Annotated in this window: 18 protein-coding genes; 8 read left to right on the forward strand and 10 right to left on the reverse strand. The window is 65.9% G+C overall.

Annotated features, from left to right (window positions below):
- Window positions 1–3: 3 nt before the first annotated feature.
- From HZB49_RS18740 to HZB49_RS18760, 5 genes are read left to right on the forward strand one after another with little or no spacing between them, the layout of a single operon-like run.
- Window positions 4–1,116 (forward strand): microcin C ABC transporter permease YejB, encoded by a 1,113-nt coding sequence (locus HZB49_RS18740; protein ID WP_291614043.1) that lies wholly within the window; start codon window positions 4–6, stop codon window positions 1,114–1,116.
- Window positions 1,116–2,294 (forward strand): ABC transporter permease, encoded by a 1,179-nt coding sequence (locus HZB49_RS18745; protein WP_291614047.1) that lies wholly within the window; start codon window positions 1,116–1,118, stop codon window positions 2,292–2,294. Before HZB49_RS18740 ends, HZB49_RS18745 begins: the two co-directional genes overlap by 1 nt.
- 33 nt (window positions 2,295–2,327) lie before the next feature.
- Entirely contained in the window at window positions 2,328–2,555 is a 228-nt protein-coding gene (locus HZB49_RS18750; RefSeq protein WP_291614049.1) for a hypothetical protein, read from the forward strand.
- A complete protein-coding gene (locus HZB49_RS18755) occupies window positions 2,548–2,988 on the forward strand; it encodes a PIN domain-containing protein (RefSeq protein WP_291614051.1) in 441 nt (146 codons plus the stop codon). Before HZB49_RS18750 ends, HZB49_RS18755 begins: the two co-directional genes overlap by 8 nt.
- Window positions 2,988–4,613, forward strand: a complete 1,626-nt coding sequence (locus HZB49_RS18760; RefSeq protein WP_291614053.1) for an ABC transporter ATP-binding protein — start codon at window positions 2,988–2,990, stop codon at window positions 4,611–4,613. The genes HZB49_RS18755 and HZB49_RS18760 overlap by 1 nt, the downstream gene beginning before the upstream one ends.
- Before the next feature lie 139 nt (window positions 4,614–4,752).
- On the opposite strand, the gene HZB49_RS18765 is transcribed toward HZB49_RS18760, so the two are convergent.
- From HZB49_RS18765 to HZB49_RS18775, 3 genes are all read right to left on the reverse strand, one after another.
- The gene (locus tag HZB49_RS18765) at window positions 4,753–5,595 is read right to left on the reverse strand and encodes an NlpC/P60 family protein (RefSeq protein WP_291614055.1); all 843 of its coding nucleotides are present in this window, start codon (window positions 5,593–5,595) and stop codon (window positions 4,753–4,755) included.
- Window positions 5,588–6,967, reverse strand: coding sequence for a leucyl aminopeptidase family protein (locus HZB49_RS18770; protein WP_291614057.1), 1,380 nt, complete (start codon window positions 6,965–6,967; stop codon window positions 5,588–5,590). Before HZB49_RS18770 ends, HZB49_RS18765 begins: the two co-directional genes overlap by 8 nt.
- A gap of 120 nt (window positions 6,968–7,087) precedes the next feature.
- A complete protein-coding gene (locus tag HZB49_RS18775; protein WP_291614058.1) occupies window positions 7,088–8,059 on the reverse strand; it encodes a GlxA family transcriptional regulator in 972 nt (323 codons plus the stop codon).
- A gap of 328 nt (window positions 8,060–8,387) precedes the next feature.
- Here HZB49_RS18775 and HZB49_RS18780 point away from each other — a divergent pair, with 328 nt between their 5' ends.
- The 3 genes from HZB49_RS18780 (at window position 8,388) to HZB49_RS18790 (ending at window position 13,615) form a co-directional block, all read left to right on the forward strand.
- A complete protein-coding gene (locus HZB49_RS18780) occupies window positions 8,388–11,954 on the forward strand; it encodes a hypothetical protein (RefSeq protein ID WP_291614060.1) in 3,567 nt (1,188 codons plus the stop codon).
- 66 nt (window positions 11,955–12,020) lie between these two features.
- Entirely contained in the window at window positions 12,021–12,731 is a 711-nt protein-coding gene (locus tag HZB49_RS18785; RefSeq protein WP_291614062.1) for an SH3 domain-containing protein, read from the forward strand.
- Between the two features lie 80 nt (window positions 12,732–12,811).
- Window positions 12,812–13,615 carry a tetratricopeptide repeat protein gene (locus tag HZB49_RS18790; protein ID WP_291614064.1) on the forward strand — a complete coding sequence of 268 codons (804 nt, stop codon included), beginning with the start codon at window positions 12,812–12,814 and terminating at the stop codon, window positions 13,613–13,615.
- Between the two features lie 190 nt (window positions 13,616–13,805).
- On the opposite strand, the gene HZB49_RS18795 is transcribed toward HZB49_RS18790, so the two are convergent.
- Genes HZB49_RS18795 through cpaB form a run of 7 tightly spaced genes read right to left on the reverse strand, consistent with a single transcriptional unit; the run spans window position 13,806 to window position 21,577 of the window.
- A complete protein-coding gene (locus tag HZB49_RS18795; RefSeq protein ID WP_291614066.1) occupies window positions 13,806–14,780 on the reverse strand; it encodes a type II secretion system F family protein in 975 nt (324 codons plus the stop codon).
- A gap of 10 nt (window positions 14,781–14,790) precedes the next feature.
- Complete coding sequence (locus HZB49_RS18800; protein ID WP_291614068.1) at window positions 14,791–15,768, reverse strand: type II secretion system F family protein; 978 nt, start codon at window positions 15,766–15,768, stop codon at window positions 14,791–14,793.
- Window positions 15,769–15,778: 10 nt separating this feature from the next.
- Window positions 15,779–17,230, reverse strand: coding sequence for a CpaF family protein (locus HZB49_RS18805; protein ID WP_291614070.1), 1,452 nt, complete (start codon window positions 17,228–17,230; stop codon window positions 15,779–15,781).
- 18 nt (window positions 17,231–17,248) lie between these two features.
- Window positions 17,249–18,517, reverse strand: coding sequence for an AAA family ATPase (locus HZB49_RS18810; RefSeq protein WP_291614071.1), 1,269 nt, complete (start codon window positions 18,515–18,517; stop codon window positions 17,249–17,251).
- Window positions 18,514–19,263, reverse strand: a complete 750-nt coding sequence (locus tag HZB49_RS18815) for a CpaD family pilus assembly protein (protein WP_291614073.1) — start codon at window positions 19,261–19,263, stop codon at window positions 18,514–18,516. The genes HZB49_RS18810 and HZB49_RS18815 overlap by 4 nt, the downstream gene beginning before the upstream one ends.
- Window positions 19,264–19,277: 14 nt before the next feature.
- On the reverse strand, window positions 19,278–20,774 hold the full coding sequence (locus HZB49_RS18820; protein ID WP_291614075.1) for a type II and III secretion system protein family protein: 1,497 nt from the start codon (window positions 20,772–20,774) through the stop codon (window positions 19,278–19,280).
- Between the two features lie 2 nt (window positions 20,775–20,776).
- Window positions 20,777–21,577 carry a Flp pilus assembly protein CpaB gene (gene cpaB / locus HZB49_RS18825; RefSeq protein WP_291614078.1) on the reverse strand — a complete coding sequence of 267 codons (801 nt, stop codon included), beginning with the start codon at window positions 21,575–21,577 and terminating at the stop codon, window positions 20,777–20,779.
- Between the last annotated feature and the right edge of the window lie 60 nt (window positions 21,578–21,637).

Genomic DNA, 21,637 nt, shown 5'->3' on the forward strand with positions numbered 1-21,637 from the left:
TCCATGGCAGCCTATATCGCCCGCCGCGTCCTCCTGATGTTTCCGACCCTGCTCGGAATTCTGTTCGTCGCCTTCGTCGTGGTGCAGTTCGCGCCGGGCAGGCCGGTCGAGCGCGTGCTCGCGCAGCTCTCCGGCGCCGACACCGGCGGCTCATCGCGCATCTCGGGCTCTTCCAGCGGCGACTTTGCCGGCCGCACGCCGCAGGCGGGCGCTTCGGCCGATGCGGTCAACTCGAAATATCGCGGTGCGCAGGGCCTCGATCCTGATTTCGTCAAGAACCTGGAAAAGCAGTTCGGCTTCGACAAGCCCGCGCCCGAGCGGTTTGCGTTGATGGTGTGGAACTACGCCCGCTTCGATTTCGGCAAGAGCTATTTCCGGGACGTCAGCGTGATCCAGCTCATCAAGGAGAAGCTGCCGGTCTCGATCTCGCTCGGGCTCTGGCTGACGGTGCTGACCTATCTGATCTCGATCCCGCTCGGCGTGCGCAAGGCAGTCGCCGACGGATCGCGCTTCGACACCTGGACCTCGGCGGTGATCATCGTCGGCTTTGCGATCCCGGGCTTCCTGTTCGCGATCCTGCTCATCATCCTGTTTGCCGGCGGCTCGTTCTTCAACTGGTTCCCGCTGCGGGGGCTCACTTCCGACGGCTGGTCGAACTTCCCCTGGTACTGGAAGATCATCGATTATTTCTGGCACATCACGCTGCCGTTGATCGCGATGGGGCTGGGCGCCTTCGCCACCATGACGCTGCTGACCAAGAACTCGTTCCTCGACGAGATCAGGAAGCAGTATGTGATGACGGCGCGCGCCAAGGGCTGCACCGAGCGCCAGGTGCTCTATGGCCACGTCTTCCGTAACGCCATGCTGATCGTGATCGCGGGCTTTCCCGGCGCCTTCATCCACGCCTTCTTCTCCGGCTCGCTCCTGATCGAAACCATCTTCTCGCTCGACGGGCTCGGCCTGCTCAGCTTCGAAAGCGTGCTCAATCGCGACTATCCGGTCGTGTTCGGCAATCTCTTCATCTTCTCCCTCGTCGGCCTCGTGGTGGGCCTGATTTCCGACCTCACCTACATGTGGATCGATCCACGGATCGATTTCGAGGCGCGGGAGGTCTGATGACGATGCTAGCGCCGCAGCCGGTGGAAACCTCGACGCAGTCGCCGCCCGGCGCTGTCGCACCCGTGACGCGGCATCGTCTTGCGCTGTCGCCGCTCAACCGCCGCCGCTGGCATAATTTCAAGGCCAACCGCAGGGGATACTGGTCGCTGTGGGTGTTCCTGGCGCTGTTCCTGACCTCGCTGTTTGCCGAGCTGATCGCCAACGACCGTCCCTTCCTGATCAAGTATGACGGGCATCTCTACTGGCCGGCCTTCGTCAGCTATTCCGAAACCACCTTCGGCGGCGATTTCGAGACCGCGGCCGACTACCGCGATCCCTATCTGCAGAAGCTGATCGCGGAAAAGCGCGGCTGGGTCGTCTGGCCGTTGGTCCGCTACTCCTACGCCACCCACAATCTCGATCTGCCGACGCCGGCTCCGTCGCCGCCGACCTGGATGCTGACCGAAGCGCAGTGCAAGGAGGTGGTGGAGAAGAAGGGGCTGAAGAGCTGCCGCGACCTCGAATACAACTGGCTCGGCACCGACGACCAGGGCCGCGACGTGGTGGCGCGCCTGATCTACGGCTTCCGCATCTCGGTGCTGTTCGGTCTCACGCTCACGATCTTCTCCTCCATCATCGGTATCATCGCAGGAGGCGTGCAGGGCTATTTCGGCGGCTGGATCGATCTCTTGTTCCAGCGCTTCATCGAGATCTGGAGCTCGATCCCCTATCTCTATCTGCTCCTGATTCTCTCTTCAGTGCTGGTGCCCGGCTTCTTCGTGCTGCTGGGCATCCTGCTGCTGTTCTCCTGGGTTTCGCTGGTCGGCCTCGTGCGTGCGGAATTCCTGCGCGGGCGCAATTTCGAATACATCCAGGCCGCGCGCGCGCTCGGTGTCTCCAATCCCGTGATCATGTTCCGCCACCTGCTGCCGAATGCGATGGTGGCGACCATGACGTTCCTGCCTTTCATCGTATCTTCCTCGGTGATGACGCTCACCGCGCTCGACTTCCTCGGTTTCGGCCTGCCGCCCGGCTCGCCCTCGCTCGGCGAGCTGCTGTCGCAGGGTAAGGCCAACGTGCAGGCGCCGTGGCTCGGCTTCACCGGCTTCTTTGCGGTGGCGATCATGCTGTCGCTCCTGATCTTCATCGGCGAAGCCGTGCGCGACGCCTTCGATCCGCGCAAGACGTTCCGGTGAATTCGTGCTAATGTTGGCCGCCAGAGGCGAACGATGAACAAGATTGTCAAGGAACACTATCCGGCGTCGAAGCTTCCCGAGGATCTGCGGGCAGGGGTCGATCCATCTTCCACGGTCACGGTAACGATCGTGCAAGAGGACGCGCGACCTGAAAAAGCCATGACCCTCGAAGAGATATTCGCGGCCCGCAGGCCGCCGTTCCGTTCGGCTGAAGAGATCGATGCGGAGTTGCGCCGTCAGCGAGACGCGTGGGATGACTGATTCTCGCGTTTATCTCGATGCAAATGTATTCATCTATGCAATTGAAGGGAGCCCGGAAGTCGCAGGACCGCTTCAGCGTCTCTTTGAATTGTTCCGCACAAAGCGCGGTGTCGGCGTGACGAGCGAACTGACGCTTGCGGAGGTCTTGCCCAGGGCGACCACAGTGCAGCGACGGCTGTATCTCGACTTGCTCATTTGGAGCCGCACTTTCGATCTGCAGCCAATCAGCCGCGAAGTGCTCGTCGAGACCGCCGATTATCGAAGAAATGCGCAGATGCCCAAGCTTCCGGATGCCATTCACGTCGTGACTGCCATTCGGACGGGTTGCCGTACCGTCATTTCTGCTGACTCCCGGCTCAAGCTCCCTGAAGGGTTTCGCTCGCTCCTGCCGGACCCCGCCAGTGTTTTTCGTATCGTGCAGGACCTATCCTGATGGACGCCATCAACCAGCCCCTGCTCGATGTCCGCGACCTCTCGGTGGCGTTCGGCAAGACGCTCGCCGTCGATCATGTGTCGTTCTCGATAAAGCGCGGGCAGTGCGTCGCCCTGGTCGGCGAATCCGGCTCCGGCAAGTCGGTGAGCGCGTTGTCGATCCTGAAGCTGCTGCCCTATCCCTCGGCCTCGCATCCCTCCGGCACCATCCATTTCAATGGCCGCGAACTCCTGGGCGCCGGCGATCGCGAGATGCGCGAGATCCGCGGCAACGACATCTCGATTATTTTCCAGGAGCCGATGACCTCGCTCAATCCGCTCCACACCATCGAGGCGCAGATCGGCGAGATCCTGTCGCTGCATCAGGGCATCGGCGGCTCGATGGCGCGCGCCCGCACGCTGGAGCTGCTGACGCAGGTCGGCATACCCGATCCGGAGACGCGGCTGGGCAGCTATCCGCATCAGCTCTCCGGCGGGCAGCGCCAGCGCGTGATGATCGCGATGGCGCTGGCCAACGAGCCCGATCTCCTGATCGCCGACGAGCCGACCACCGCGCTCGACGTCACCGTGCAGGCGCAAATCCTGGCGCTGCTCGCCGATATCCGGCGGCGGCTCGGCATGAGCCTGTTGTTCATCACCCACGATCTCGGCATCGTCCGCCGCATCGCCGACACCGTTTGCGTCATGAACGGCGGCAAGATCGTCGAGCAGGGTCCGGTCGAGCAGGTCTTCACCGCGCCGAAGCATCCCTACACGCGCGACCTGCTGGCGGCCGAACCGAAACCCGATCCGGCACCGCCGCGTCCGACTGCGCCGGTCGTGATGAAGGCCGAGGATCTGAAGGTCTGGTTCCCGATCAAGCGCGGCTTCCTGCGCTCCACCGTCGGCCACATCAAGGCCGTCGACGGCGTCAGCCTCGCGGTGCGCAAGGGCGAGACGCTCGGCGTGGTCGGTGAGTCCGGCTCGGGCAAGACCACGCTGGGGCTGGCGCTGTTGCGCCTGATCTCCTCCAACGGGCCCATTGTCTTTCTCGGAAAGGACATCCAGGGCCTACGCTTCAAGGAGATGCTGCCGCTGCGCCGGGAAATGCAGATCGTATTCCAGGACCCGTTCGGCTCGCTCAGCCCGCGCATGTCGGTCGGCGACATCATCGCCGAGGGGCTGACCGTGCACCAACGCGCGCTCTCGGAGGAAGAGCGCGACGCCCGCGTCGTCAAGGCGATGCAGGATGTCGGCCTCGATCCGCAATTGCGCATCCGCTATCCCCACGAATTCTCCGGCGGCCAGCGCCAGCGCATCTCGATCGCGCGCGCGGCGGTGCTGGAGCCGAATTTCGTCGTGCTGGACGAGCCGACCAGCGCGCTCGACATGCTGTTCCAGGCCCAGATGGTCGATCTCCTGCGCGAGTTGCAGCGCAAGCGCGACCTCACCTACATGTTCATTTCGCACGATCTGCGCGTGGTTGCCTCGCTGGCGAGCCATTTGATCGTGATGCGCCACGGCAAGGTGGTGGAGGAGGGCCCCGCGGCGGAGTTGTTCAAGAACCCTAGGAGTGACTACACCCGCGCCCTGTTCGCGGCCGCCTTCCGCATCGAGGCCGCGCCCGCAGGCACGGTGGCGACGTAGTTTGTAGGATGGGTAGAGCGCAGCGAAACCCATCATGCTCACCCCGCGGAGACGAAGTTGATGGGTTTCGCTGCGCTCTACCCATCCTACGATTCTACCGCGATCCTACTTTGCATGGGGTTGTTTTCGCACTTTTTGCTTACAGCCGCTTGATTGCCACAATCTCGCTGCCCGCCGTCTTGATCCGCACGATGGCGTCCTTCGTGTTCTCGATCACGGTGGCCATGTGATGCGCATTGGCGTGCACGATGGTCTCGGCGTCGCGCACGATGGCGACATGGCCCTTCCAGAAGATCAGGTCGCCGCGCTGCAGATGCTTCGACTCTGCGGCACTCAGTTCGCGACCGAGCCCGCTGCACTGCATGTCGCTGTCGCGCGGACAGCCGGTGCCGGCCGACGCCAGCGACATCTGCACCAGGCCCGAGCAGTCGATGCCGAACGCGCTCTTGCCGCCCCAGAGATAGGGCGCGCCGACGAAGCGCTCGGCGACAGCAACGAAATCCGGTGCCCGCGCATCGAGCAAGCCAAGATGCTGCCGCGGCAGATGATGGCCCTCGGGCGTCACCGCGAAGGTTGCGTCCTCGCGCGCGATGCTGACGCGGGCGCCCATCGGCAGCGACCCGAGCGGCGGCAGCTTGATCGAGGGGCCGGGGAAGACCAGAGTCGTCAGCGCGGTGACCTTGTGCGTCGGCGGCGCGCCGGGCTTTGCCAGTGCGATGTCCGGCAGCCAGCCGACATAGCCGTCGCTGCCAAGCTGGCCCCACGCCCAGCCTTCGCCGTTGCGGTCATAGATGGTGACACGCTCGCCCTTCAGCGCCTGCGTCATCTGCTCGGCATCGGCGGCAGGCGCGCGGCGCACGGGTGCGATGGCTTCGATGACCTCGAACACCTCGCCCTCGACAAAGCGCGCAGCCCTGACCTTGCCTTCGAGATACTTCGCGGCGACTTCCGGCCGCGCCGGCGTCAGGCGCGGGTCATCCATAGCGTTCGCTCAACAGCTTGTAGATCGCGCGCGCGGCCTGGCACTCGCCGCCCTCGGGGCGGCCGGGCTTTGCCGACGGCGTCCAGCCGTAGATATCGACATGCAGCCAGCTCTTCGCCGTTTCGACGAAGCGCTGCAGGAACAGCGCGCAGGTGATCGAGCCGGCAAAGGTGCCCGACGGCGCGTTGGTAATGTCAGCGACTTTGGAGTCCAGCCATGAATCGTAGGCTGGCCACAGCGGCATGCGCCACAGGGGATCGTTCTCCTGCCGCGCCAGTCGTGCGACGTCGGCGGCGAGCGTCTCGTCGCCGGTGTAGAAGGGCGGCAGATCCGGCCCCAGCGCAACCCGCGCCGCGCCGGTGAGCGTGCCGAGATCGACCAGCAGTTCCGGCTTCTCCTCGTCCGCCAGCGCCAGCGCATCGGCGAGGACCAGCCGGCCCTCCGCATCGGTGTTGCCGATCTCGACCGTAAGACCCTTGCGCGACTTGAAGACGTCAAGCGGACGGAAGGCGTTGCCGGCGACCGCGTTCTCCACCGCCGGGATCAGCACGCGCAAACGCACCTTCAGTTTTGCGTCCATCACCATCTGCGCCAGCGCCAGCACGTTGGCGGCCCCGCCCATGTCCTTCTTCATGAGCAGCATGCCGCTCGACGGTTTCAGGTCCAGTCCGCCGGTATCGAAGCAGACGCCCTTGCCGACCAGCGTCACCTTGGGATGCGCGGCATCGCCCCAGGTGAAATCGATCAGCCGCGGCGAGCGCGTCGAGGCCATGCCGACGGCGTGGATGAGCGGAAAATTCTGCTTCAGTTCGTGGCCCTCGATGCAGCCGAATTTCGCGCCGAAGCGTTTTGCCACGTCGCGCGCCGCGGTCTCCAGTTCCATCGGTCCCATGTCGTTCGACGGCGTATTGATGAGATCGCGGGCAAGGAACGCAGCGTCGGCCATTCGCGCCAGTTCTGCGGCGTCCACCCCGTCGGGCGGCACCAGCCGGACCTCGGGGCCGTCCACCTTGCGGTAGCGGGCAAAGCGGTAGCTGCCGAGCGCGAAGGCAAGCGCAGCTAGTCTCGCGTCATGCGGCGCATTGTCGAAGCGGTAGGTGCCGGCCGGCAGCAGCCCCGGCAGCGCACCGGCACGGAACGGGTCGCGCGATTTCGCGCTCTCCTCTTCGATCCCGAAAATCACCTGCGCGATCGCACCATTTGCCGCCGGCAGGATCAGGCATTTGCCGGGCTTGGCCGCAAAGCCGTTCGCCTCGGCGAATTGCCTTGCTTCGGCCGGCAACGCGCCCCTGATCGACTCCCAATTCGCCTTGCTGGCGAAGGTAATGGGAATGGCGGCAGCAGCGGGAGCGGTCTCGAACACGGAAGGCATGCTTGTCTCGGCAGGTGGAGCGGGGCGCGGGCGATGCTCGCGACGTTGCAGGATATTCGGGCGACTTCAATGGCGAAGCGGCAAAATGTTCGTGAAAAACGCCTCTCCGATCGCCCGGCGTCAAAGGCCGGCTTGCGCGCCTTCCTGCGCCGGGGGCTGCACGCAGAACCTGGCCCGGTATTCTGCCGGCGATACGCCGAGCTCCCGTGAGAACACGCGCCGCATCACCCCCGGGGACCCGAAGCCGCAGCGCTGGGCGATGGTCTTCGGCGGCAGCTCCGTCTCCTCGAGCAGCTGGCGCGCCGCCTGCAGCCGCGCCTGTTGCACGAATTCGGCCGGCGTCGTGCCGGTGTCTTCGCGAAACGTGCGGATGAAACTGCGTTCGCTCATCGCAGCGTGCCGCGCCAGCGTTGCGACACGAAGATCCGCGTCGAGGTTTTCATTGCACCATTGCTGGACTTTCTGGATCGCCGGCACCGTGGAGAATTGGGCCATCAGCTGCGTCGAGAATTGCGCCTGGCCGCCCGAGCGTTTCAGGAACAGCACGAGATAGCGCGCAACCCTGAGCGCGAAGTCGCGGCCGTGGTCTTCCTCCAGCAGCGACAAGGCGAGGTCGATGCCGGCGGAGATGCCGCCCGAGCTGTAGGTATTGCCGTCGCGCACGAAGACCGGGTCGATCTCCACCCGCGCCGTCGGGTTGCGCCGGGCGAGCTCCGCGCCGAACGCCCAGTGCGTCGCTACCCGCTTGCCGTCGAGCAGGCCCGCTGCGCCAAGCGCGAACGCGCCGGTGCAGACCGAGCCGAAGCGGCGTGCCTGCGCCGATGCGTGGCGCAACCAGTCCAGAATTTCCGGCGACGTTCCCGAATCCGGCCCGCCGCCGCCCGAGACCAGCAGCGTGTCCACCGGGAGCGGCAGCTCCGACATCGCGCATGCCGGCATGAACGAAAATCCAAGCGGCGTCGGCACCGGGCCCGGCGTGGGCGCGACGGTTATGACGTCGTACAGCTTCTGTCCGGCGAGGAAGTTCGAGACGCCGAATACCTGGAGCGGCCCGGCAACATCGAGCGGCGCCACGCCCTGGTAGATCAGCATGGCGATGCGTCGCGGCGCTCGAATGCCGGCTGATCGCTGAGGCGCCGGCTCGTTACACTCGTTCATCAAATCGATTGCGCCCCGAATTCACGTCACACTCGCAAAGGGTGGCGCGCATAATCTGCCAAAAAACGCTCCGGCCGCGCCAAACCGGGATGTCGGCATTGCTCCGATGATGCGTACTTGAGAGCCTTGCATGCGGAATTTTGCGGGGCGAGACGCAGGCTGTCAAATCCGGCGGCCCGTTGCGGCGTGTCTTTTTGAGGGGTGCAATATAATGCGACGATCCTTGTCCTCCCGCCTTTTTTCCCTAGTCCTTTCAACGACCTTGCTCGCCGTAACGGCCACGATTTCCGCCAGGGCCGACGATTGCAGCAACGAAAAGTCGCTGAAATCGGTGCCGTCGACTGCAGTGACGGAGCTTTCTTTCCAGAACAGATCGGCCGAGAAGCGACGCATCTACTGGATCGACGACGACGGCGACCGCAAGTTCTACGGCATCGTCGAGCCCGGTAACGTGTTCAAGCAGCCGACGTTTGCCAACCATGCCTGGGTCGTCACCGACGACGCCGAGAAATGTCTCTATACCTTCGTCGCCACGGCCGAGCCGCGCGCTGTGGACGTCGGCGAAGCGTCTGCCGCAATCGCCGCGCCCCCGGCCGGTGCCCAGCAGCCGATTGCGCAGGCCGCTCCGCCTCCGCCCGCGCCGCCGCCTCCCGCCGTGGCTCCGCCGCCTCCCGCGGCGCAAGCAGCACCGCCCGCCGCTCAGGCCGCGCCGCCGCCCGCGTCACAGGATCCCACGACCGTCATTGCCTCCACGGCTGCCGAGCCGCTGCCGCAGGTTTCTCCGGTCGAGCAATTCCGGCTCAGCGGCGCCTACCGGCTGACGACGCAACTCGACGGCAAGATGCTCAACAGCCAGGCCGGCGGCACCATCGAGGTCGTTGCAGGAAAGCCCGAATGGGACAGCGGGCAATGGATATTCGAGCCGGTCAGCGGCACGCCCTTCGTGCGGATCAGGAACAAATGGAAAGGCACCTATCTCGCCGACTTCAACGGCAAGCCGCGGGCGATGCCGGCGGCGCCCAACGCAACCGAGGCCCAATGGACCTTCGAGCCGGTCGACGGCACGCCCTATGTCCAGTTCCGCAACCGGGAGAGCGACCGCTTCCTGCTGGCGATCAACGGCGCCGCGGCGCTGGTCGACGATTTCCGCCAGGAGATGGAGAACAACAGCCTTTGGCGTACCCTGCCGGCCGCGAGCGCTGTTGCGGCGCCCCCGCCGCTGCCTCAGCGTCCTCTCTATGATTCCGCGGTGTCGAACTGCCGACAGATCGGCGGCTACTGGACCGGCTCATCGTGCCGGCGCCCGGTCTACATCACGCAGCCCTTGGTGTGTCCGCGTGGCTATGCCTGGTCGGAAGACGTTGGCGAGTGCCAGTGGGACGGCGGCAGTTGCCCGCCCTGGCAAGTGGGTCCCGGCGGCGCCTGCCTCACCGACCTGGTCTGCCAGGGTGGCGTGGTGCGGATCTCGCGACGCGGCTATCCCGCCTGCTACTGCCCGATCGGTTACGTCGTCTGGGGCGATTATCCGCGCCTATCCTGCGTGCCCTCGGTGGCGCGGATCGCGCCGCTCTTGATCGGTGGCGCGGCGATTGCCGTTCTCGGCGCCAACCAGGGCCGCCCGACCATCGGACAGGTCTACGGCAACAAGCAGTTCTGCCCGCCGGGCCAGACCGGCACGCCGCCGAACTGCGTCGTTGCGCAAACCTGCCCGCCGCCTCTGGTCGGCAAGCCGCCGAATTGCCTGCGCCTCGTGCAAAAGCCGACGGTTCCGGTCGTGCTGACCCCGACGCAGCCGACGACGCCGCCCCCGCCGACCCTTCCGCCGCCGGTTGTTGGCGGCGGTGGTACCGGCACATGCCCGGCCGGCCAGACCGGTACGCCGCCGAACTGCGTGACCGCCGCCGTCACCTGTACGGGCGGCACCATCGCGCAGGGTGTCTGCGGATGCCCCGCCGGCACGCGGCTGACCGGAGGCGGCAACAGTTTTCAGTGTGTTGCGGCCAACGTGCCGAATCCACCGACTAATGTCACGGTGACGCCCGGAGGTACACCAGCGACGCCGGTTTGCAGCGTCGGCCAGAGAGTTGTCGACGGCAGGTGCGTCGACCTCAACGCGGCGATCACCTGCACCGGCGGCAAGGTTGAGCAAGGTGTTTGCGGATGCCCGCAAGGCACAAGGCTGACTGGGAGCGGCAACAATTTCCAGTGCGTTACCGCCAACGTGCCGAATGCACCGACCAATGTCACCATCGACGGAAGCAAGCCGACGACCCCGCCGGTTGGTCAGCGAGCCTGCAACGCCGGTGAAAATCCGCAAACCGCCAACTGCCAGTGCAATGCGCCATTGCAAGTCTTCGACAACAAGTGTCAGCGATTCACAACGATTGCGCCGACGACTCCTCCGGGTGGCCAGCGCGCCTGCACTGCGGGCGAGAATCCGCAAAGCGCGAACTGCCAGTGCAGGAGTCCATTGCAGGTCTTCGACAACAAATGTCAGCAGTTCACGACGATCGCGCCGACGACCCCTGCGGGTGGCCAGCGCGCCTGCAACGCCGGCGAAATTCCGCAAAGCGCGAACTGCCAGTGCAGGAGTCCGTTGCAGGTTTCCGACGGCAAGTGTCAGGCATCGACGACGACTGCGCAGCCGGTTGGAGGACCGCCGCTCTGTACTGACGGGCAGAATACTGCATCGGGCTGCCGCTGTGCCGCTCCGCTGACGGTGCTGCCGGGCGGCAAGTGCGCTCAGCCGACCAAGCCGGGAGCGGCATGTCTGGAAGGACAGAACATCGCCGCCACCGGTTGCGTCTGCGGCCCGCCGTTGAAGCAGATCGAGAACGGCTTCTGCGGACGGCTGCTGCTCAACGAGACCAAGCCGCTGGCGAAGGGCGGCACCTGCGCTGAAGGTGCCGACATCAAGGCGACCGGTTGCCAGTGCAACATGAACACGGTCGATGCCGGCGGCGGCAAGTTCATCTGCAGTGCCAACAGACCGGCTGGTGGTGGAACGACCACGACTCCGGCCGGGGGGCCGCCGCTCTGCACTGACGGGCAGAACACTGCATCGGGCTGCCGCTGTGCCGCTCCGCTGACGGTGCTGCCGGGCGGCAAGTGCGGTCAGCCGACCAAGGGCGGAGCGCCATGTCTGGAAGGACAGAACATCGCCGCCACCGGTTGCGTCTGCGGCCCGCCGTTGAAGCAGATCGAGAACGGCTTCTGCGGACGGCTGCTGCTCAACGAGACCAAGCCGCTCAACAAGGGAGGCAATGCCACGCCACCGCGTGGAGGAGAAAGGCTGGCACCGGGGCCTACGGGAGGAGCGGTTGCGCCGGTACAGACATGTCCGGCAGGACAAACCGGCACGCCACCAAACTGTAAGTCTGCGGCACCAATTGCTTGCCCTGCCGGTCAGGTCGGCACGCCGCCGAACTGCCGTCCGGCGCCGCCTGCGACGTGTCCGTCGGGCCAGGTGGGCACGCCGCCGAACTGCCGTCCGGCGCCGCCTGCGACGTGTCCGTCGGGCCAGGTGGGCACGCCGCCGTCGGGCCAGGTGGGCACGCCGCCGAACTGCCGTCCGGCGCCGTCTGCGACGTGTCCCTCGGGCCAGATCGGCACGCCGCCGAATTGTCGCCCGGCGCCGCCTGCGGCGTGTCCCTCGGGCCAGATCGGCACGCCGCCGAATTGCCGCCCGGCGCCACCGGCGACGTGTCCGCCGGGCACGACCGGCACGCCGCCGAACTGCTTGAGGCCGCCGCCGAAGCCGCCCACGCCGCCGACTCCGCCGGCCTGTGCGCCGCCGAAGAAGCTCAATGCGACCGGCCAGTGCGTCTGAGCTGACGTGAACAGCAACCGGAGCGGCGCTCGCCGCTCCGGTTTTCATTTCGGGGCAGAGCTAGGCATGAACAAAATGGCATTGATCGCGCGTTCTCTCCCGCTGACGGCGCTCATCGGCATTGCATGGATCGCCTCGGGCGATCCCGCTGGGGCGCAGAGCAGGCTGTTCTCCTGCCCGCACGCCCGCGTTGTCGAGCTCACCGTCACCGGACCCAACACGGTTTCCGCCAATCCGATCGACGGCAAGCCGATGACGATGAAGCGCGATCCCGGCAATCCCTTGCGCTTCTTCAACGGCGATTACGCGGTGATATTGACGCCGGACCAGGGCGCGCTGAGGCTGGAAATTCCCGATTGGGGTTCAGCAAAGTGCCTTTACGGCACGCAGAACGTGAAGCCGTTCATTCCCGGCAGTACCGCCGCCGCCACATCCTGCGGACCCGGTTTCCATCCGGTGCCCGAGACCGACCGCTGCGATCCCGATCGCGGCACGCCGCCGACCGCGCAGCCGCGCCGCACCGGCACGGCGGAAGGAAAATTCCCGATGGCGGGACAATCGCTCGGCGGCATCATGCGCAGCGCGCCGTCGATGTCGTCGGCCAGGGTGATGAGCCTGTCCGCGGGCGCCGCCATCACGCTGGTCGAGCGCGCCGGCGCCATGGACGGCTATGACTGGTTCAAGGTCAGCTATCGCGGCACGACCGGATATCAGTGGGGCGGCATCATGTGTTCGCAAGCCCCGATCCGCGGCATCTTCCAGCAGTGCGAGCCCTGAGAGGGGAGGGCGCCGATTAACCGGACGTTAGGGTTAACAGTCTATTGCTGGCGCGTTCGGTTCCAATCCGAGAATGTGCCATGCGTCGTCCTTCCATCGCCCGGTTGCTGGGTTCCGCTGCCGTCACGGCCCTGCTGGCCACCGGGCTCGGCGGCTGCAAGACCATGGGCGACATCACGGGCTCGCTGACCTCCCGATCCGATACCGCTGCCGTCACCGAAACCGATCCGCGCCGCGCCGCCGAGGTCTATGGCGAGCGCTACCGCGCCAATCCCAAGGACGCCGAAGCCGGGCTGCGCTACGGCACGGCGTTGCGCGCCACCGGCCAGCGCGCCCAGGCCACGGCCGTGCTGGAGCAGGCCTCGCTCGCCCATCCCGGCAACAAGCAATTGCTGGCGGCTTACGGCCGCGCGCTCGCCGACAACGGCAATTTCCGGCAGGCCTTCGACGTGCTGAGCCGCGCGCATTCGCCCGACAATCCCGACTGGCGCATCCTCTCGGTGCAGGGCGCAGCGCTCGACCAGATGGGCAAGCATCAGGAAGCCCGCGGCTATTATGCGAGCGCGCTGCGCATTGCGCCGGACGAGCCTTCGGTGCTGTCCAATCTCGGGCTGTCCTATGTGCTCTCCCGCGAGCTGCCCAAGGCGGAGGAGACGCTGCGCAAGGCCCAGGCCACCGGCCGGGCCGACGCGCGGGTACGGCAGAACCTGGCGCTGGCGGTCGGCCTGCAGGGCCGTTTCGCCGAGGCCGAAACCATCGCGCGCGCCGACCTGCCGCCGGATGAAGCCGCCGCCAACGTCGCCTATCTGAAGCAGATGCTGTCCCGCAAGGACGCTCCGCGCACGGCCGCCCGCGGCAAGCCGCCGGTCGTGGCGCAGGATTAGCCGGACCAATTCTCTGACTCGTTTCACGGTGACCGTCATCACCCGCGAAAGCGGGTGATCCAGTACGCCGTGGCCTCTCAGGAGAACATCGCTGCCAGCGAATACTGGATCGCCCGGTCAAGCCGGGCGATGACAGTCTTCACGATTGAGTGGAGCGCACCCCTCCCGCCGAAGCCTTGGCGAAGGCGGATCACTGCATCGCTGCGACCTTGATGCCGGTCGGTCCGAGAATGACGACGAACAGCACCGGCAGGAAGAACAGGATCATCGGCACGGTCAGCTTGGGCGGCAGCGCCGCGGCCTTCTTCTCCGCCTCGTTCATGCGCATGTCGCGGTTTTCCTGCGCCATGACCCGCAAGGAGTGGCCGAGCGGCGTGCCGTAGCGTTCCGACTGCTGCAACGCCAGGCAGACCGACTTGACGCCCTCGAGACCCGTGCGCCGCGCCAGGTTCTCATAGGCAACCTTGCGGTCCTGCAGATAGGAGAGCTCGGCCGTGGTCAGTGTGAACTCCTCCGACAGCGCCACCGACTGCTGCACGATTTCGCCGGCCACCTTGCGGAAGGCGACCTCGACCGACATGCCGGCCTCGATGCAGATCAGCAGCAGGTCGAGCGCATCGGGGAACGCCCGCTTGATCTGCAGCTGGCGCTTGCTGATGGCGTTCTTCAGGAACAGCATCGGCGCCTGCAGGCCGAGATAGGCGATGCCGACACAGATGCCGATCTTGATCGGCAGCGACTTCTCCATGTTCGAGATCACGAACACGTAGAGCACGGCGCCGATGAACAGCACGATCGGCGTCACCAGGCGGGCGAACAGGAAGGTCACGTAGTGCGCCGGGCCGCGGAAGCCGGCCATCACCAGCTTCTCGCGCGCCGCTTCCTGGGCGAGATATTTGGTCAGGTTGAAGTCTTCCACGACCCGGGAAACGAGCTGCTTCGGCGTCTGCCGCAGCGAGACCTTCTCCGACTTGTTGAGACGCTCGCGCTCGCGCTGGCGCATGCGTTCGCGCTCGCTCGCCACCGCCTTCATGCGCTTGGACATGTTCTCGCCGGCGAGCAGCGGCATCACCAGGGTGTAGACGGTCAGGCTCGCGGCGATCGCCGCGAGCAGCATGGTCATGAACCGGACGTCGTGAAGCTTGGCAACCAGGAAATCGACCATACCAGCACCGTCAGAAGTCGAAATTGATCATTTTCTTCATCACCATGATGCCGATCGACATCCAGATGACACAGCCGACCAGCATCAGCTGGCCGGTCGGATGGGTCCACAGCAGGGAGATGTAGTCCGGCGTGGTCAGGTAGACGAGGATCATCACGATCGGCGGCAGCGCGCCGATGATGCCCGCGGAGGCTTTCGCCTCCATCGACATCGCCTGGATCTTCTCGGCCATCTTCTTGCGGTCGCGCAGCACCTTGGAGAGGTTGCCGAGCGCTTCGGAGAGGTTGCCGCCCGACTTCTGCTGGATCGCGATCACGATGCCGAAGAAGTTGGCTTCCGGCAGCGGCATGCGCTCGTAGAGCCGCGTACAGGCCTCGCCCAGCGGCATGCCGATCGTCTGGGTTTCGATGATGGCGTTGAACTCGCTGCGCAGCGGCTCCGGCGCGTCGGCGGCGACCACCTTGATCGATTCGAACAGCGGAAGGCCCGCCTTGATGCCGCGAACGATGACGTCGACCGCATCCGGCAGCGCCGCAAGGAACGCCTTCTCGCGGCGTTTCTTCAGGAAAGCCAGCAGCCAGCGCGGCAGGCCGAAGCCGGCGGCAAAACCGAGGCCAATCGCGCCTGGCAGGCTGCCCGAGCCCAGGAATGCGGCAACAAAGGCGACCGCGCCAAGTACTCCGGAGATGATCCAGAATTGCTGGGTGGACCACCCGAGCCCCGCCTGGGTCAGCCGCGTGCTCAGCGTTACCTTGTTGTTTTCCTTGGCGCGGGCCTCGAGTTCCTTCAGCGAGCCTTCGACCTGCTCGCGGCGCGACTTCTGCGTCTTGTTGTCGGCGCGGCGTGCCGCCGGCTCGGGCTTCGCAACCAGCTCGCGGCGGGCAGCGGCCTGCCGCTCGCCGGAAAGCATCGGATAGATGAATACCCAGGCGAGCCCGCCCACTGCGGTGGCGGCGAGGAAGCCGAATGCGAGGTTTTGCATGTTCATGGCGCGCCCCTCATGTCGTCGGCTTGGTTTCGGCGGCATCGAGCGCGGCGGCGAGCCGTTTCTCCTCGCCGTAATAGCGCGCGCGCTCCCAGAATTTCGGCCGGCCGATGCCGGTCGAGCGGTGCTTGCCGATGATCTTGCCGTTCACGTCCTCGCCGACCATGTCGTAGAGGAAGATGTCCTGGGTGATGATGGTGTCGCCTTCCATGCCCATCACCTCGGTGATGTGGGTGATGCGGCGCGAACCGTCGCGCAGGCGGGCGGCCTGGACGATGACGTCGATCGAGGCGCAGATCATCTCGCGGATCGTTCGCGAGGGAAGCGAGAAGCCGCCCATGGTGATCATGGATTCGCAGCGCGACAGCGCCTCGCGCGGGTTGTTGGCGTGCAGCGTGCCCATCGAGCCGTCGTGGCCGGTGTTCATGGCCTGCAGCAGGTCGAACGCCTCGGGTCCGCGGACTTCGCCGACGATGATGCGTTCGGGGCGCATACGCAGGCAGTTGCGCACCAGCTCGCGCATGGTGACCTGGCCTTCGCCTTCGATGTTGGGCGGGCGGGTTTCCAGCCGCACCACATGCGGCTGCTGCAACTGAAGTTCGGCGGCGTCTTCGCAGGTGATGACGCGCTCGTCATGCTCGATATAGTTGGTCAGGCAGTTGAGCAGCGTGGTCTTGCCGGAGCCAGTGCCGCCGGAGATCAGCACGTTGCAGCGGCAGCGGCCGATGATCTGGAGGATTTCCGCACCTTCCGGCGTGATCGCGCCGAACTTGACCAGCTGGTCGAGCGTCAGCTTGTCCTTCTTGAACTTGCGAATGGTGAGCGCGGGTCCGTCGATCGCCAGCGGCGGCACAATCGCGTTCACACGAGAACCATCGGCGAGGCGGGCGTCGCAGATCGGCGAGGATTCGTCGACGCGGCGGCCGACCTGGCTGACGATGCGCTGGCAGATGTTGAGCAGCTGCTGGTTGTCGCGGAAGCGGATGCCGGTGCGCTGGATCTTGCCGGCGACCTCGATGTAGACGGTGCCGGCGCCATTGACCATGATGTCGGCGATGTCGTCGCGCGACAGCAGCGGCTCGAGCGGACCGTAGCCGAGCACGTCGTTGCAGATGTCGTCGAGCAGTTCTTCCTGCTCGGCGATCGACATCACGATGTTCTTGATCGCGATGATCTCGTTGACGATGTCGCGGATTTCCTCGCGTGCCGACTCGCTGTCGAGTTTCGCCAGCTGGGCGAGATCGATCGCCTCGATCAGCGCGCCGAAGATCGTCGCCTTGACCTGGTAGTAGTTGTCCGACCGGCGCGCTTCCGCGACCGGCGGGGGCGGCGGCTTGGCCGGGGAGAGCGGCGGGGAGGAAACCACGGGCGCGGCCGCCGGCGCGGCCGGCGCAGCCATGGGCGCCGGCACCGGAGCCGAGGGTTTTACGACGCGCTGGTCGCTGTCTGTACGCTTACCGAACACTGGGCACTCCGGGCGGGCTTACTTGCCGCGTAGTTTCCCGATCAGGGGTGATAGGAACGAACTCTTGGGCTTCTTGGTCTCGCCGCGGCCGGTCAGGCGCTGCGCGACCTGCAGGAATATCTCGGTGGTGCGGTGACCGGCGGAGATTTCCGCGATCATCTGCCCGTTATTGGCGGCGGCGCCGAACAGCTGCGGCTCGAACGGAATCGAGGCGATCGGCTGGCTTTCGATCGCCTTGGCAAACTCCGCGGCGGCGATCTCGGGACGTTTGGGGACGCCGACCTGGTTGAGGCAGTAGAGCGGCGCGCGGTCGTTCGGCCGGGCCGCCTTCAGCAGGTCGAAGATGTTCTTGGTGTTGCGCAGGCTCGCCAGATCCGGCGATGCGACGATCAGGATGTCGTCGGCGCCGATCAGTGCGCGCTTGGTCCAACCCGACCACTGATGCGGCACGTCGAGCACGATGCAGGGCATCGAGGCGCGCAGCGTGTCGAAGATCGCGTCGAACGCGTCGTCGCCGAAGTCGTAGACGCGGTCGAGCGTCGCGGGTGCCGCGAGCAGGCTCAGATGGTCGGTGCACTTCGACAGCAGGCGATCGATGAAGGCGGTATCGACGCGGTCGGGCGAGAACACCGCATCCGCGATGCCCTGCGCCGGATCCTGGTTGTAGTCGAGGCCGGCAGTACCGAAGGCGAGGTCGAGGTCGGCAACCACGGAATCGAGCGCGAGGTCGCGGGCGATCGCCCAGGCGACGTTGTGGGCGATGGTGGAGGCGCCGACGCCGCCCTTGGCGCCGACGATCGCGATGATGCGGCCGACGGCCTTGGCTTCCGGCGCGGAGAACAGGTTGCAGATCGAGCGCACCACGTCGAGCGCGTTGACCGGACCGATCAGATAGTCGCTGACGCCGCGGCGCACCAGTTCGCGGTACAGTGCGACGTCGTTGACCCGACCGATCACGACGACGCGCGTGCCGGCGTCGCAGACCGATGCCAGCTGGTCGAGCCCGGCGAGCACGTTGTTGCGGCCCTCGGTCTCCAGGATGATGACGTTCGGCGTCGGGGCCGAGCGATAGGCCTCGATGGCGGCAGCCATGCCGCCCATCTGGATCTTCAGATGCGCCTTGCCGAGGCGCCGGTCCTCGCCCGCCGACTGCACGGCAGCCGCGGTCTCGACCGTCTCGCAGAAGGCCTGCACCGACACCCGCGGCGCCGGCGCGATGTGATCGTCGACCGGCGGCGTGGTGGCCTCAGGCTGTTCTTCCTGGTTCTGGCGCGCGTAGCTGATCATTTGCCTGTGTCGCTGAGTTTGGCCTTGTCGCCCTCTGGATAGATGGTCGTGGTTGACACACCCTTGCGATATTTCTCGAAAGCCGTGTTGCGCCGCATGGTGTAGGCCGGCGATTCGGCGCGCGGCTGCACCAGGTCGGATGGCTCGTCGACCATCGCCGCGAGGTTGCGCTGATGGGCGCAGCCGAAATTGTAGTAGGACTTGTTGTCGAACCAGCTCGTGTTCTTGTAGGAGGGGCCGAGGTCGTCCGGCCACAGGCCGCAGGGGCCCGCCGTCGCCGAGATCCTGGGATAGTTGAGCCGGATCGCCGCCATGTGCCGCGAATCCTTCGGCTGATACTGGCGAACGCTGACCCCGCGCGGCGGCACGCCGGCGGCCGCGACGATCGCCCGGATCTCGCGCAGCGTTTCATGGGCGGCGCGCGCATTCGGCGTGCCGACCGGCATGTCGATGGTGATACCGCCAGTGCCTTCGCGCAGCCAGGTCTGCGCCATGCCCATGACGTCGGCGCGCTGCGCCGCGGTCATGCCGCCGCGGCCGGTGCCGACGAACACGACGATGGAGCGATCGGCTTCCGTCACCGCGATCGGATGACGCAGGCGATAATCGTCCGGATAGGGCTCCGCGGCCACGATCGGGGCGTCGAAGGTCTTGCAGGCGCCGAGGCTGACGGCAAGGCCGATCAGGGTCACCGCCAGACGCACGGCCCGGCTGCGGTCGGCGGGTGATTTGGCTTTGATTGTCATCGTTGTTGCCCGCCTCAGTCCGTGATGAAGCCATAGGTGCCGCGGTAGCTCCGCGCCGGCTCGACGCGGCCGGGAATGCCGTAGATGCGGTTGATGCTGCCGAGCAGGTCGGCTTGCGGATCGGTCGCGTTGGCGAAGCCGTCATCCGGCCGCGACAGGTCCTTCTGCGCCACCGCGCGCACGACATAGGGCGTCACCAGCACCATCATTTCGGTCTGATTGCTGACGAAGTCGCGGCTGCGGAACAGCGCACCGAGGATCGGCAGTTGCGTCAGGCCGGGCAGGCCGTTGACCGCCTGCTTGGTCTGCTCCGCGATCAGGCCGGCCATCGCCATCGAGCCGCCGGAGGGAATTTCCAGCGTGGTCTCGGCGCGACGGGTGCGGATTGAGGGAATGGTCACGGAATTGGTGGTCGTCAAGCTCGACGCCTGCGACACCGTCAGGGCGTTTTCGTTGGACAGTTCGGAAACTTCCGTCATCACGCGCAGGCTGATGCGGCCCTCGGAGAGCACGACCGGCGTGAAATTCAGAGAGATGCCGAACTTCTTGAAGCTGATTTGCGTGGTACAGACACGGGTCGTGGGGTCGCACGAATAGCCGGCGGGTATCGGGAATTCGCCGCCCGCGATGAAGGTTGCGGACTCACCCGAGATCGCGGTGAGATTCGGCTCGGCCAGCGTACGCACGACGCCTGCGCTTTCCATGGCGCGAATCGTGGCCTGCACGTTGGGGCCGTTGCCGAACGCGCCCTGGATGGTGTTGTTGGCAACCAGTGCGCGGCCATAGGCCGTGAACGGGTTGACGTTGTTGAAGTTCACGACCGAGGTGCCGTAGTTGAAGCTGCCCGAGAGGTCGATGCCGAGCTGCTTGATGATGCTGCGCGCGACCTCGGCGACGGTGACCTTCAGCATCACCTGGTCGCGGCCGCGCACCACGATGGAGTTCACGACCTTGTCCTGGCCGCCGGCGAGCTTGGCGGCGAGGTCCTGGGCCTGTTGCGCCTCGACCGGGTTTGCGGCGGTGCCGCTCAGCACGACGCCCTCGCCGAGCCCGTCGATCTGGATCTCGGAGTTCGGCATGATCTGCTTCAACGCGGCGCGCACGCCGTTGAGGTCGCGCTTCACCGCGATGTCATAGGCGGCGATCTGCTGGCCCGCGGAATCGAAGAACACGATGTTGGTCTGGCCGACCGCGGCGCCGATGATGTAGGCGCGCTGTGCCGAGCGGACCACGGCGTTGGCGATCTTGGGATCGGCGACCAGCACGTCCTTGACGTCGCGCGGCAGGTCGATGACGACGGACTTGCCGACGCCGAGCGACAGGAAGCGCGCGTTGCTCTGCCCGTCGGCGGAGGAAGGCGCAGCCCCGATCCGGTAGTCGCCGGCGAGCGCCGGGGCGATCATGGTCTGATTGAGCATCAGCGCCGCGACCGCCGAAAGCGACAGGGTACGGGCCATCAGGCTCCGCAGCGTCAGTCTGGCTCGCCCGCACTTCATTTCAGCTGTTCCCATCGTCACTTCTGCATCGTCGTCGGGCTGACGACCCCATAACGAACCACGTTGACGCTTTCGCCGCGCCGCGACCGCTGCTGGCCGTCCTCGTCGCGGTTGTCGACCATGTTGACGTCGGCGATGGAGCGCAGCGCCAGCGACAGCGTGCCGGTCTGGCGCGAGCGCGCGAGCGTTTCGGCCTGTTCGGGCTTCAGCTCCAGCGTCACGGTCTTGCCGACCACGGCGTTCTGGCCTTCCTTCTCCTTCGGCGCCTGGTCGATCGCCAGCACGCGCACGTTGGACAGAATGATCTCGGAATTGGCGATGTCCGGCCCGGTCTTGTCCGGATTCTTCTCGCGCTTGGTCAGAATCACGTCGACGCGGTCGTTGGGCAGGATGAAGCCGCCGGCGCCGGTTTCCGGCGAGATTTCAGTGGAGATGGCGCGCATGCCGGTGGGCAGGATCGCGGCCATGAAGCCGGAGCCGTCGGCCTTCACCAGCTTGGGTTCGCGGATCGGCTCGCCCGCGATGAAGGGGGAGCGCGCGATCGAGCCCGTGATCTCCCTGGTGGCCTCAGGGCGTTCGGTGCGCTTGATGAAGGTGCCGCTCGCGGTCGCCGCCGGCCAGGTCTGCCATTGCAGATCGTCCGGCTTCACCGACTGGCCGAGACCGATCTCGTTCTTGGCGACGAGCACGTCGACCGTCTGCAGCTGTGAGACGACCTGTTGGGGAGCGGGCTTGTCGTCTGATCCGCTCGCCAGATATGCGGCGATGCCGCCGGCGACGACGGCAATGCCAAGGACTGCGATCCGTGCGGGAGTCATACGCTTCACTTTCCACATTACTCCGCGACGCTTCCGCCGCTGTAACGGGAGTTGACCAGC

Source organism: Bradyrhizobium sp., assembly GCF_016219575.1.
Classification (GTDB): domain Bacteria; phylum Pseudomonadota; class Alphaproteobacteria; order Rhizobiales; family Xanthobacteraceae; genus Bradyrhizobium.